Consider the following 12,507-nt stretch of genomic DNA (forward strand, 5'->3'; position numbering starts at 1 on the left):
AGGGATACGAATGAAAAAATGGCTTTGGAGCTTAGCGTTGATACTCAGTGTTTTAGTGGGTGTTTACCTTGCCAGAGTTCCTTTGTCGCTCTGGGCCATTAAACATTTTATACCAGTTAATGAACTTCAGGTCAGTTGTCTTGACTGGCGCTTGTCGGGCTTCAATCGTATCCATATTACAAAAGCATGTGTGCAGACAGATGCGTTTAATGCCCAGCTTTATGATGCGCAACTAAGCATGCGCCAAGTCAATATTGAAAAAGCGAACATTCAACTTCTTCCGTCCAAAAATTCAGATGCAACTCAGCCACAGCGCCTTACATTGCCACTCGACATCACCAGACCCAAAATGCATGTTGCCAAGCTCTCTATATCTGGTGAGCCATTACCAAAGCCATTAGTCGTGTCGATTTCGGAGTCCGAGCTGAATCAATTTGTAGTTTCAGGTGACATCGCTGCTGAAGTTACATTGCAGCCAGAGCGTATTGCTGCAAATGTTGACCTTAGTGGCGAGTACCTCAGCGCTTTGTTACCTCCTCAGATCCAAGCACTTTCAGGAACTAGCCAGCTTGAATTCGATGGTCTGGCTATAGACGCAGAGCTAGAACTTGAAACTCTAGTGGCGCTTGAACAGGCTGAGTGTAAAGGTACCTTTGCGTATATAGGTGCTGTGTCTGGGCGGTATGATTTTGCCACGCAGCAGGGGAAGATAGCACTTGCCGAACCGATTTCAGCGAAATCAATGCTTGATTGTCTTACTTCTGAATATAGCAAACTGTTACCGACCACTTGGCAGCTTCGTTTACCGAGTGAAATCACTATTTCTGCGGATTCAATCGCGACAGGTTTACTTGAAGTGGCAGGTAAAGATAAACCGTTACAGCTTGAAGTTAATGAGTTAGCAGTCGACTTAACTGAGCTTTTCGTCAATGGTGGTATTCACCTTGAATTTTCCGATGAAAAGTGGGGCGCGTATACACTGGTGGGAGCGCTTAGTGCGCGGCCAAATTTTGTTAATATGAGTGGGGAAATCACAAGTGACCTTCAAAAGCTTACACTGCAAGATGTTATTGCTGAGAATCTCGAGCTCAATAGCCGCTTCAAAATATCGGGTGATCCAACCGAGCTAATTACAGTTGAGGCTAAGCCGGCCATATTCTCAACCCAGTTGTCGACATCAGATTTGGTGATTGATAATCCATCTCTGACGTTTGATTTACATGTGCAGCTAGATGTGCCAAAGCTCAAAAGTGGACATCTACTACACAGAGTCTTACCTGAAGGAATGAGTTTTGCGATAACGCTTGATTCAAAACTGCAAAACCTGAGTGTTGAGAATGTAACAGCAAAACAGAGTGCGTTGAGCGGGCGAGTTGTGCTTGAGCCTACACATGATTTTGATATCAACCTCACCTTAACCAGTGCACAGATACAACAGCAGAGTTATAAACTGAATGAGTTTGCACAGACACTGCACTGGCAAGGCTCAGTCGCGACCGGAGAAATCTTTTCAACCTTGTCGGGCAATACTAAGGTAGCAGAAGTTAACTTAGCTGATCTCAGTTTGAAAAACGTGAGCATTGACAGCAAAGGGCAGCAAAGCCGCGGATTGATGGCGTCACATGTGGTTAATATTGATGGTGTAAAGGCGTTGCTTGAGCATCAATATTCAAGCTTAAAACATCCAGCACAAATACACGTGCCCACGCAGCAGCTCACTCAACTTCAGCCATATATTGACGCATTTTTACCGAACTTAAAAATTACCCATGGTAACTTCTATGCAGTACTCGAAGGGGATTTATCCACGCGCATATTTACCTTAGACGGGAGCGTTCAAAACGGCTCTGCGTTATTTAATGAACGGCTTATTCAAAATGCAGCGATTGATGTCTTTGGTCTAATAAGTTCAGCTAATATTCAACTCAAGCCAACCACACTGAGTGTTGAAGAGTTGAGAGCTGGTGTTATCGTTCAAGCAATAACAGGCCAACTATTCAGCGAAGCAGGCGTGGCTAAACTAAAAGATATTAACGCACAGGTTTTTGCCGGTAACGTGGGGATTGATGAAGTTAGTTTGGTCTCAACGCCGCAGGTCGTTCAGGTGTCGCTAGATAAACTGAGTTTAGATCTTATTGCCGCCTCTGGGCATGATGCAGGCGTTGAGCTCAGAGGGCTGATCTCAGGCAAGTTACCAGTACAAGTATCTTCATCTGGGGTGCGTATTGATTCTGGCCATATCCATAATGTTGGTGAAGGGCTATTAAAGGTTGAAAACAATGCATCAATTAATGCGCTAAAAGAGCAGCAACCTAGCTTACAAACGGTGATTGGTGTACTTGACGAGTTGACCATTGAGCAATTGAGTAGTGGCGTAAATTTAAGTGAAGACGGCTGGTTGGACTTAGATGTTAAAATTACAGGAATTAACAAACTCCAACAACAACCAGTAAACTTTAACTATACACACTCAGAAAATGTGTTTACCTTATTACGAGCCCTACGCTTGAGCGACGAGATTACGCGCGAAGTGGAAAATGCGTTAAATAAAGAGGAGCGTTAGTGAATGAAATGGATGCTAGTGATATCAGCTTTATTGGTATTGAGTGCTTGTACTCATAAGGTGCAAGTAGAAACCAAAGAGCCTATTACGATTAACTTAAATGTAAAAGTAGATCATGAGATCCGCGTGAAAGTGGATAAAGAACTCGACAATTTATTCAGCGAAGACAGCGAGCTATTCTAAGGAGGATTTATGAAGCTAAAAGCAATCTCTACCCTAATTATTGGGCTCAGTATGAGCTTCGCCGCATTCGCAATTTCCATTGACGATGCTAAATCACAGGGTTTAGTTGGCGAAACTACATCGGGCTATCTTGGCGTGGTTAAAAATGGCCAAGGTGTACAGCAGCTAGTTGATGAAGTGAATGAAAAGCGCAAACAGAAATACCAGCAATTAGCGAAAAAGAACGGTATCACGCTTGAGCAAGTAGAGGCTTTAGCGGCTAAAAAAGCGTATAACAAAACGCAATCAGGTCATTATATTCAAGTCAATGGCAGCTGGGTGAAAAAGTAGTAATTCAAAACCTTACAAGAAAAGGCTGGCTAAACCAGCCTTTTGACTATTTAACCGTAGCTTAGGTTATTTAACCTTGTGGCATTGCTGCAGCAAATGCTGCCAAAACGCTTCCCCTTTACGTCTTGCGAGGCGGATATTATTTTCTGGGATCTGTTCAGGATCGATATAGTCTTCTAATGCTTGGGCCATACTTTCTTCGCGGATCAAGTGGAGTGTTGGGTAGGGCGCGCGGTTAGTATAGTTTGCTGCGTCATGCTCATCGCTATCAGCAAACACATAATCTGGATGAAAAGTGGCAATTTGATAAGTGCCTTCAAACCCTTGCGCTACTAATAAAGCGTTTGCTAGGTCGACGAGATCCAAAAAGTCATCAAAATTACTAAAACCCTTATCAAATATAACTAGTGTTGTTTCTCGCTCTGGCTCATGGTTTAACTCTGAGCACTGCTCTAACATATCCATTACGGCATCGTCGTGGCTTATCGCTTGAGACACGAAATAATGAATGCTGTTACTTTCAACTTCCTGTCGAGCAAACGGGCAAAAGTTGTATTTTACAATGACTTGGCTAACCCAGTTTTGCATTGTAGAGATGACTGTATTCATGAATTATTCCAAGCTCTTATTGATTAGTGTCATGGTTTTAGAAATAGCCCCGGTATTTTCAACTAGTACCGATTGAGCGTTAGCACCGATTTGCGTTCGAAGCGATTTATCTTCAAATAGCGTAATAATTTGAGCGGCAAGCTTGTCCTCATCATCAACTACGATGGCACCTTGTTGCGCGATAAGTTGAGGGTATATATGCGCAAAATTATAGGTATGTGGGCCGGTTAATATTGGCACACCATGAGCCGCCGCTTCTAGTGGGTTATGACCGCCGCGCTCAATCAAGCTACCTCCAATATAGGCGATATCAGCACCACCAAATAGCCACTTTAATTCCCCTAAAGTATCCGCTAACAAGACCGAAGCTTCTGCGTCTATACCGTTACTACTCTTTCTGGTAAAAGCGATCTCTTGTTCACTGAGGTAGTCAGCAACCGCTTGAAACTGCTCGGGATGGCGAGGCGCGATAATAAGTAACGCATTACTTATCTGCTCTAATACTCGTTGATGGGCAGCAATGACTTGCTCATGCTCCTTAGGATGCGTAGATCCTGCAAGCCAAATTAACCGCTCGGGGTAATTTTCTTGAAACTGTCTTGCCTTTGCAATTTCTTCTTCGGTGATTGAGATATCAAACTTGATTGAGCCAGTAATGTGAAGCTTAGATTGAACAAGCCCGAGCTTGATGAAACGCTTGCCGTCTTCTTCATTATGGGCTGCAAGCAGATCTATGTTGCTCATCAAGCCTTTCGTTAACCAAGCATGCTTTTTATAACCTTGGTATGATTTTTCAGAGAGTCTGGCATTGACTACCAAGGTTTTACATTGGTTTTGTTTGGCGTAATAAAAAAGATTAGGCCACAGCTCAGTTTCCATCACAATAAGGAGTTTGGGCTTCAAGGAATTGAAAAATTTTCTGACCGCAAAAGCAAAATCTATAGGTAAATAACAGACATGTACCTGAACCTGAGCGCGAAAAGCTTTTGTTATCTCTTCTCTACCTGTTGGGGTGTTACAGGTGATAATGATTGATGTGTTCTCAGAAGCATTCAATATTGACTTTATAAGCGGGGTTGCTGCAAGCACTTCACCAACAGAAGCACAATGGATCATAATACTGTGTTGTGGCAGCTTGCTAATATTTCGGCCAAAGCGCTCATTAAAATGCACTCGATAACCTTGGTTTTTTCTACCTCGAATAAAATAGAGATAGCTCAATAACAAAGGGGCTAACACTAGCAACAGCAGGGAATATAAATGGCGTGCCATAGAAATTGCTTCAGCTCAAAAATCAGTATTTTACCTTGTTCCAGGGCGAAATTGAATGAACAACACAATTTTACACAGTTCAACAGATGCCTAGGGGCTTTTGGTTTGGTAGTATTTAGCGCATTAAAAGTAATGGAATAACAAAATGAATTTAGCTCGAGTACTCGCTTGCTGTAGTTTATTAGCTTCGAATCTCGCTTTAGCGAGCCCAACAGCCTATTTACCCATTGGGCAAGATCCGCTGTTGGAATATCAAATCGATAAAATGTTTGCGTTGACCGTTGGTACGCCTATGGCAAAGCCTTACCGTATCAGTGAAATCAAGATGCATTTGATGAAGCTTAGGCATATTGACGCCACATTACAACAGAGTATTAGTCAGGGAATTGCACCTTACTTACAAGATGACGCACTAACGCAAAGATCTGTCACATTGCGTGTTGATAGTGGTGAGGAAAAACAAATCGCCAACGACAGAGGTAATTATAGTGGTGAATATGCCGAATTGGGATTCGCTGGAGTATGGCGAGGCGGTGACTCGAGTATTCTACAAATAGGTGCTGAGTATCGAGTAGAAGCAGACAAGCTGGTGGCGTATAACACTTTTTACGGGCTATCTTATGGCAATTTACAGCTTAACCTAGGTTATAAAGAACATTGGTTCTCGCCATTTAAGCATTCGGCTCAGGTCTACTCTAATAACGCTAAAAACCGGCCTTCTATTTCATTGGGGTTAGTTGTTCCACTTAAAAACTGGTGGAATTTTGATGTTGAATTGTTTTATTCAGAGTTAGATAAAGTCGAAAAGGGAATTCGTTTTCAAAATACATTGCATGATGGTACACCGAAAATTGCTGGTACACACTTTAGTATTGAACCAATCGATGGTTGGAAAATTGGTCTAAATCGAGTACTACAATTTGGTGGAGGCCCTAGGAAGGTGGATTTTGAGGACTTTATTAAGGCCTATATAGATCCTGCTGGCAATGACAATAAAATCGGCGACCTGACTCAAGATGATGAACTTGGCGACCAATGGGCAACGATCACCACGAGCTTCACTACAAATTACGGTACCAGAGCACAATGGTATCTAGAGTATGGTGGGGAAGATACTAATAACCATAAGAACTATTTGTTTGGTAATACAGCGACTAGCGTAGGCATTTTCCTACCGAATGTAAGTTCAACCACCTCATTACGCTATGAATTTACCGACATGGAAAGTCTTTGGTACGTCAATGAAATTTATCAAACTAAAGGCAATACGATTGATGGGTTTGGTGTGGGACACTTTGCTGCCAACCATCGCCAGTTCGATGATGGTGCACCGACGCAGATCCATGTACTAGAAGGTACTTATCAAGCAGATTACCGTTCTTTGTGGCGAGCTAAGCTGTCGGTTATTGATAACGAAAGTAAATACTTCAACGAATTAAATGAGCTTGGTGCTGAATATGAAACTGGTTATGAATTTGAGCTGGCGCATATTGGTGAAGCTTATAGCAAGCAAGTCGAAACTAAATTAACCTTGGGTAAAGATGTCTTCGGTGAGAATTACACTTGGTTATCAGTCCATGTATACTGGTAGGTATCACGCGGGACAAGCATAGAATAGTTTAGGAACAAATATGTCATTGAATGAACAAGTAGCACAAAGCTACTTCGCAAGCTTACAGCGCCATGTTGATGTTTTTGAAACAATGGCAAACTATCACCAAGAATGTGTTGAGCTACTTGAAGCATGCCAAAGTACATTAGCAGCAGGTGGTAAGGTCATTTGGTTTGGTAATGGTGGCAGCGCGGCAGATGCGCAGCACCTAGCTGCAGAATTTGTGGTGCGTTACAAATTAGAGCGTGGTCCTTTGGCTTCGATTGCACTGACTACCGACACCTCAATTTTGACCGCGCACAGCAATGACTATCACTTTGACTCCGTATTTGAACGTCAAGTTCAGGCACTTTGTAAACCGGAAGATATGGTGATTGGTTTAACCACATCAGGTACGAGCCCTAATATCAATTTGGCACTTCAAGCCGCAAATGAAATTGGCGCGTTTACTGTGGCATTGACTGGCAGAACTGGTGGCAAAGTTAAGGATATTGCTAAATTACCGATTATTATCGCAAACGACGAGACAGCGCGTATTCAAGAAGCGCATATGTTTATTGGTCACTGGCTATGCGAAGCGGTCGATATGCTCGTTGCGGCGGAGCAAGAGGCATGAAGTTAGCGGCGCTTCAACAGCTAAATCAAGCCAAGGTATTGGTGGTTGGCGATGTGATGTTGGATAGATACTGGCATGGAGATACCGGGCGCATTTCTCCTGAGGCTCCAGTACCTGTGGTGAAAGTCAGCGCGTTGGAAGACAAAGCTGGTGGTGCGGCGAACGTTGCCAAAAACATCGCTCACCTAGATGGTAAAGTGGGTTTGCTTGGGCTTATCGGCGAAGATGACAATGGCAAAACGCTTGAGGCTATTCTTACCAAAGAAAACATTGAATCTAGCCTAGTTAACGTCGTTGAGCTGCCGACTATCGCAAAAATGCGTGTGATCAGCCGTCATCAGCAAGTAGTCCGACTCGATTTAGAAGAACCCTTTCAGTTATCTCACAGTCAACTACTGCTTGAGCGTCTAAAGCAAGAAGTTGATAAGTATGACTTTGTGTTGTTTAGCGACTACAACAAAGGCGCTTTATGCGCCATTTCAGATATGATTGCGGTGGCTAAAGCTGCTGGTAAAACGGTACTTATTGATCCCAAAAATAGTGACTTGAGCCTTTATCAAGGTGCTGATTTTATCACGCCTAACTTAAACGAATTTAAACTCGCAGGTGGAGATACAAGCAGCGAAGAGGGACTCACCTCTAGTGCGCGCGAGCTCCTGAAAACGTCAGGGATCGGCGCTATGTTGCTGACGCGCTCCGAGCAAGGTATGTCTTTGATAACCAATACTGAAAAGTTTGATTTCCCAGCTCAAGTACAGGAAGTAAGTGACGTTACGGGAGCTGGCGATACCGTGATCGCCACACTGACGACGATGTTAGGCGCAGGAATGTCTGCTAAAGACGCGGTGGAGGTTGCAAATATTGCCGCAGGCATTGCCGTGAGTAAGTTAGGTGCTGCAACGGTGTCACCGGAAGAGTTGAGTCGCAAACTGGGTCAATATCTTAGAGAAACGGGCGAGCACTACCAAACGCCGTTTGAAGAAGTGCTTAAGCACATTACTTTTGCCAAGCAAAACGGCGAAACCATTGTGTTTACCAACGGCTGCTTTGATATTCTCCATGCAGGCCATGTGCGTTATTTAGCGCAAGCTAAAGCGATGGGAGATAGACTCGTCGTTGGGTTAAATAATGATGAATCAATCTCGCGTCTCAAAGGGCCTGAACGTCCAATCAATCCATTGAAAGAGCGGGCAATGGTGTTATCTGCACTCGCTTCTGTGGATTGGGTTATTCCGTTTGGCAGTATTGAAGAAAATGACACACCAGCTAAGCTGATAGAAATGGTCTGCCCTGACATTTTGGTCAAAGGTGGTGACTATAAAGTGGAAGAGATTGCAGGTGCAGAGCATGTGCTTAATCAAGGTGGAAAAGTCGAGGTGTTAGCATTTTTGGATGGCTGCTCGACTTCCAATGTGATTAAAAAGGCACAGCTACAAAAAAGTTAACGTGCGCTGTGATAGGCTTGCATCAATACTTGCCATTGATTTTCATCAAAATAAAAGGTCGGCCATTTGCCGGCCTCTTTTGTAAATGAACGTTGCAAACGCTCCATGTTTGCGTGCTGCCAACTTGAGTTTGGCTGCATGATTTTGCCCTTATCAAAATCAATTAGAAATACTTTGCCGTTGGCATCAAACAAAATATTGTTGATGTTCAAATCATCGTGATAGGCACCTGCTTGGTGAAACTGAGCAATGGTGTGGCCGATACTTTCCAGTTCATTTGTACTAAGCGTTCTTGCTTGCAAAATTTCGCAAACACTGGTGGCATCAGACACCGCTTCGGTCAAAATATCTGCACGATAAATACCAAAATGAAGCGATATTCTTGCGCCAAGTGGTGTTGGGACTGGTAAACCTTGTAGTTGTAGTTGCTCTAGCAAAGCAAACTCTTGATATACGCGAGTATTTTCTAGTTTGGTAAAAATATATTGATCACTCAACAGCTTGCCGATTAAGCCACCACGATAATAGTGCTTGAGTACCGCTATGCCTTGATTAAACCGCACGAACCACGCCGTTGCTCGGCCTTCTTTCGAGCCGACAATCGCATTATTTTTCTGCCAATATTCAGGGTCAAACATTTCTTCTGAAACATCATAATCTAGGGTTGAAGGCGTTAGTAAATAGCTATGCGGCTGTTTGGTGATTTGCACAATATAGGATTCTTAAGAGTCAATTGTGGCATTCTAACGATTTTTCATCCTCAGTGAAACTTGCAAACTTGTTTGATTAATTTAAGATCAAGCGCTTGTTACTTTCCATGAGAACTATTGTTTTGAGCAAATCCTTGACCTCTATTTGTATTTTGCGACTTTCTGCGATTGGCGACGTGTGCCATGCAGTGAGTGCTGTACAGGCGATCCAACGCGCACATCCGCAAGCGAAAATAACGTGGGTGATAGGTAAAGTGGAAGCCATGTTACTGGCTGACCTACCCGGTGTTGAGCTCGTCGTATTTGACAAAAAGCAGGGTAAAGCCGCGCTCAAGGCGTTAAAGGCAAAGTTCAAAGGGCAAAAGTTTGACGTATTACTACATATGCAGGTTGCGTTAAGAGCCAACCTTGTTGCGCGAGTTATTCCTGCAAAGCAAAAAATAGGCTTTGATAAAGGGCGCTCAAAAGAGTTACACAGCTTGTTTATTAATAAGCGGATCGCACCTCAAAAGTCGCCACATGTGCTCGAAGGTTTCCAAAACTTTGCCCGTGCAATTGGTGCTGAGTGCGGTGAGCCAACATGGCAGATGCCAGTGACGGCAGCTCATCGAGCTGCGGCAAAATCGCTATTACCTGAAGGCAAGGTTTTTGTGATATCGCCTGCGGCAAGTAAAGCCGAGCGCAATTGGCTTCCTGAGCGTTATGCTAGGGTTGCAGATCATGCTGCTGCATTGGGGTTTCATGTGGTGATAACGGGTGGCCCAACGGAGCTTGAGCAAAGCTTAGCAGCCGAAATTCAAAAACACAGTCAAGCTGAGTTATTAAACTTAGTGGGAAAAACTGATTTGAAAACCCTACTTTGTGTGTTGGATCAAGCCGAATTGGTGCTAGCACCTGATACTGGGCCTGCTCATATGGCTGTGACAGTTGGAACGCCGGTGATCGGTTTGTATGCTCACTCCAACCCAACTCGCACAGGGCCATATCTGTATCAAGACTATGTAGTTGAGGTTTATCATCAAAACCTCATTGCGCAAAAGGGTAAAACTGCTGAGCAATTACCCTGGGGAACACGGGTAAAAGGTAGCGAACTCATGTCTCAAATTTCTGTTGATGCAGTAATTACGATGTTTGAGCGAGTAATAAAAGAGCAGGAGATCGTGACCAATGCATAAGGCTGTATTTTTAGACAGAGACGGCGTTGTTAATAAAGATCACGCCTATGTTCATAAAATCGCGGATTTTGAGTTTATCGATGGGGTATTCAGTGCCTGCCAAGCATTTAGCAAAGCCGGTTATAAAATTGTGGTCGTGACGAATCAGTCGGGCATTGGCCGAGGTTACTACGATGAAGCACAATTTCACGCGTTAAGCGAGTGGATGTGCGCGCAGTTTATGGCGCATGGTGTTGACATCGCTGGTGTTTATTTTTGTCCTCACCATCCTGAAAAGGCACAAGGCCCATATAAAGTAGAGTGTGACTGTCGTAAACCAGAACCCGGGATGCTGCTGCAAGCGATAGCCGAGCATGACTTGGATCCTGCGCAAAGTATTATGATTGGTGACAAAGTCTCAGACATCAAGGCTGCCCGCGCTGCTGGCGTAAAAACAGCCATTTTAGTTGAGTCTGGGCAGAGTTTTAGTCAAGAGCAACAACAGCTCGCGGATAAAGTATGTGCGTCGTTGGCGGAGGTACCAGCCGCACTATGTTTGTCTGAGTAAAATAAAGTTTGCTGCCAGTTGTCGCAAATCGTGCATTTATTGTGTGAACCTTTTAAAATAAAGATATCTTTTAATGTACCAGGTATGATTGAATTGGTACGTTCCAATTAACTTGAGCTAATTAATATAGAATAAGCCCAAGCGTTAACTTCTGATAGTGAGAATGACAACCGCCTATGGCGATGCGTAGCTTACTATCACCGTGCAAAAAATGGAGACTCCCAGATGAGAGCATCGGCCTTCTACAGCCAGCTTCAGCAACAAATTGAAGAAGTAAAAGCTGAAGGATTATATAAAAAAGAGCGTATTATCACTTCTCAGCAGCAAGCTGAAATTGCAGTATCGACTGGCGAAAGTGTAATTAACTTCTGTGCAAACAACTATCTAGGTTTGGCGAATCACCCAGAGCTAATTAAAGCGGCGCAAGGCGGCCTTGATGACCATGGTTTTGGTGTCGCGTCGGTGCGCTTTATCTGTGGTACGCAAGATATTCACAAAACGCTTGAAGCAAAGATCAGTGAATTTTTAGAAACAGAAGATACTATCCTTTACTCTTCATGCTTTGATGCCAATGCTGGTTTATTCGAAACTATCTTAGGCCCTGAAGATGCAATTATCTCGGACTCATTAAATCACGCTTCCATCATTGATGGTGTGCGTTTATGTAAAGCTAAGCGTTTCCGCTATGCTAACAACGATATGGCTGATCTTGAGCAGCAGTTAATTGCTGCTGATGAAGCTGGTGTGAAAACCAAGCTTATCGCGACCGATGGCGTATTCTCAATGGATGGCGTTATTTGTAACTTAAAAGCGGTTTGTGACTTAGCGGATAAGTACGACGCTTTAGTGATGGTTGATGATTCACACGCGGTGGGTTTTGTTGGTGAAAATGGCCGAGGAACACCGGAATACTGTGGTGTATTAGACCGAGTGGATATTATTACAGGAACGCTTGGTAAAGCACTTGGCGGTGCATCTGGCGGTTATACCTCTGGTAAGAAAGAAATCGTAGAGTGGTTACGTCAGCGTTCACGTCCTTATTTATTCTCAAACTCGCTAGCGCCTTCAATTGTTACAGCTTCAATAAAAGTGCTAGACATGATGAAAGAAGGCGATGCCCTACGTGCTAAACTATGGGATAACGCAGCCTATTTCCGTACTAAGATGGAAGCCGTCGGCTTTACTTGTGCGGGTAAAGATCACGCTATTATTCCGGTTATGTTAGGCGATGCCAAAGTAGCCTCAGAAATGGCTGACAGATTGCTAGCTGAAGGGATCTATGTGATCGGTTTCTCTTATCCTGTCGTGCCAAAAGGTCAAGCTAGGATCAGAACACAAATTTCAGCTGCGCATACTACTGAGCAGCTAGACAAAGCAATCGAAGCCTTTACCCGTATTGGTAAAGACCTAGGCGTCATTTAATTTTGCCACCGGCATTAAGCCGG

The 12,507-nt window shown here is 43.7% G+C and carries 12 protein-coding genes; 9 read left to right on the forward strand and 3 right to left on the reverse strand.

What is annotated here, in order from left to right; all coding sequences use genetic code 11:
• Positions 1-10 precede the first annotated feature (10 nt).
• From DS891_RS10315 to DS891_RS10325, 3 genes are read left to right on the forward strand one after another with little or no spacing between them, the layout of a single operon-like run.
• A complete protein-coding gene (locus DS891_RS10315) occupies positions 11-2,563 on the forward strand; it encodes a YdbH domain-containing protein (protein ID WP_174169741.1) in 2,553 nt (850 codons plus the stop codon).
• Positions 2,564-2,566: 3 nt separating this feature from the next.
• Positions 2,567-2,746 carry a YnbE family lipoprotein gene (locus tag DS891_RS10320; RefSeq protein ID WP_010374602.1) on the forward strand — a complete coding sequence of 60 codons (180 nt, stop codon included), beginning with the start codon at positions 2,567-2,569 and terminating at the stop codon, positions 2,744-2,746.
• A gap of 9 nt (positions 2,747-2,755) precedes the next feature.
• A complete protein-coding gene (locus tag DS891_RS10325; protein ID WP_010607614.1) occupies positions 2,756-3,076 on the forward strand; it encodes a YdbL family protein in 321 nt (106 codons plus the stop codon).
• Between the two features lie 66 nt (positions 3,077-3,142).
• Here the strand turns inward: DS891_RS10325 and DS891_RS10330 are convergent, their stop codons facing one another.
• Positions 3,143-3,685, reverse strand: coding sequence for a DUF1415 domain-containing protein (locus DS891_RS10330; protein WP_174169742.1), 543 nt, complete (start codon positions 3,683-3,685; stop codon positions 3,143-3,145).
• Positions 3,686-3,688: 3 nt separating this feature from the next.
• Entirely contained in the window at positions 3,689-4,957 is a 1,269-nt protein-coding gene (gene waaA / locus DS891_RS10335) for a lipid IV(A) 3-deoxy-D-manno-octulosonic acid transferase (RefSeq protein ID WP_174169743.1), read from the reverse strand.
• Positions 4,958-5,102: 145 nt separating this feature from the next.
• Between waaA and DS891_RS10340 the strand changes: the two genes are divergently transcribed.
• Genes DS891_RS10340 through hldE form a run of 3 tightly spaced genes read left to right on the forward strand, consistent with a single transcriptional unit; the run spans position 5,103 to position 8,630 of the window.
• Positions 5,103-6,548, forward strand: coding sequence for a capsule assembly Wzi family protein (locus tag DS891_RS10340; protein ID WP_174169744.1), 1,446 nt, complete (start codon positions 5,103-5,105; stop codon positions 6,546-6,548).
• A 40-nt stretch (positions 6,549-6,588) separates the two neighbouring features.
• Complete coding sequence (locus tag DS891_RS10345; RefSeq protein WP_010374612.1) at positions 6,589-7,185, forward strand: SIS domain-containing protein; 597 nt, start codon at positions 6,589-6,591, stop codon at positions 7,183-7,185.
• On the forward strand, positions 7,182-8,630 hold the full coding sequence (hldE, locus tag DS891_RS10350) for a bifunctional D-glycero-beta-D-manno-heptose-7-phosphate kinase/D-glycero-beta-D-manno-heptose 1-phosphate adenylyltransferase HldE (protein WP_174169745.1): 1,449 nt from the start codon (positions 7,182-7,184) through the stop codon (positions 8,628-8,630). The genes DS891_RS10345 and hldE overlap by 4 nt, the downstream gene beginning before the upstream one ends.
• Here hldE and DS891_RS10355 read toward each other — a convergent pair.
• A complete protein-coding gene (locus DS891_RS10355) occupies positions 8,627-9,340 on the reverse strand; it encodes a 3-deoxy-D-manno-octulosonic acid kinase (protein ID WP_174169746.1) in 714 nt (237 codons plus the stop codon). The two genes, hldE and DS891_RS10355, sit on opposite strands and share 4 nt — an antisense overlap.
• 107 nt (positions 9,341-9,447) lie before the next feature.
• Between DS891_RS10355 and DS891_RS10360 the strand changes: the two genes are divergently transcribed.
• The 3 genes from DS891_RS10360 to DS891_RS10370 all read left to right on the forward strand — a co-directional run bounded on the left by DS891_RS10360 (position 9,448) and on the right by DS891_RS10370 (position 12,484).
• Complete coding sequence (locus tag DS891_RS10360) at positions 9,448-10,515, forward strand: glycosyltransferase family 9 protein (protein WP_174169747.1); 1,068 nt, start codon at positions 9,448-9,450, stop codon at positions 10,513-10,515.
• Positions 10,508-11,062, forward strand: coding sequence for a D-glycero-beta-D-manno-heptose 1,7-bisphosphate 7-phosphatase (gene gmhB / locus DS891_RS10365; RefSeq protein WP_039491386.1), 555 nt, complete (start codon positions 10,508-10,510; stop codon positions 11,060-11,062). The genes DS891_RS10360 and gmhB overlap by 8 nt, the downstream gene beginning before the upstream one ends.
• Positions 11,063-11,287: 225 nt before the next feature.
• Positions 11,288-12,484, forward strand: a complete 1,197-nt coding sequence (locus tag DS891_RS10370) for a glycine C-acetyltransferase (RefSeq protein WP_010374617.1) — start codon at positions 11,288-11,290, stop codon at positions 12,482-12,484.
• Positions 12,485-12,507 lie beyond the last annotated feature (23 nt).

It is taken from the genome of Pseudoalteromonas sp. JC28, assembly GCF_013319255.1.
GTDB lineage: Bacteria > Pseudomonadota > Gammaproteobacteria > Enterobacterales > Alteromonadaceae > Pseudoalteromonas.

Coding starts and splice junctions, on each gene's coding strand:
- DS891_RS10340 (WP_174169744.1), top strand. CDS start 5,103: ATGAATTTAGCTCGAGTACTCGCTTGCTGTAGTTTATTAGCTTCGAAT.
- DS891_RS10345 (WP_010374612.1), top strand. CDS start 6,589: ATGTCATTGAATGAACAAGTAGCACAAAGCTACTTCGCAAGCTTACAG.
- waaA (WP_174169743.1), bottom strand. CDS start 4,957: ATGGCACGCCATTTATATTCCCTGCTGTTGCTAGTGTTAGCCCCTTTG.
- DS891_RS10325 (WP_010607614.1), top strand. CDS start 2,756: ATGAAGCTAAAAGCAATCTCTACCCTAATTATTGGGCTCAGTATGAGC.
- DS891_RS10320 (WP_010374602.1), top strand. CDS start 2,567: ATGAAATGGATGCTAGTGATATCAGCTTTATTGGTATTGAGTGCTTGT.
- DS891_RS10370 (WP_010374617.1), top strand. CDS start 11,288: ATGAGAGCATCGGCCTTCTACAGCCAGCTTCAGCAACAAATTGAAGAA.
- DS891_RS10330 (WP_174169742.1), bottom strand. CDS start 3,685: ATGAATACAGTCATCTCTACAATGCAAAACTGGGTTAGCCAAGTCATT.
- DS891_RS10360 (WP_174169747.1), top strand. CDS start 9,448: ATGAGAACTATTGTTTTGAGCAAATCCTTGACCTCTATTTGTATTTTG.
- gmhB (WP_039491386.1), top strand. CDS start 10,508: ATGCATAAGGCTGTATTTTTAGACAGAGACGGCGTTGTTAATAAAGAT.
- DS891_RS10315 (WP_174169741.1), top strand. CDS start 11: ATGAAAAAATGGCTTTGGAGCTTAGCGTTGATACTCAGTGTTTTAGTG.
- hldE (WP_174169745.1), top strand. CDS start 7,182: ATGAAGTTAGCGGCGCTTCAACAGCTAAATCAAGCCAAGGTATTGGTG.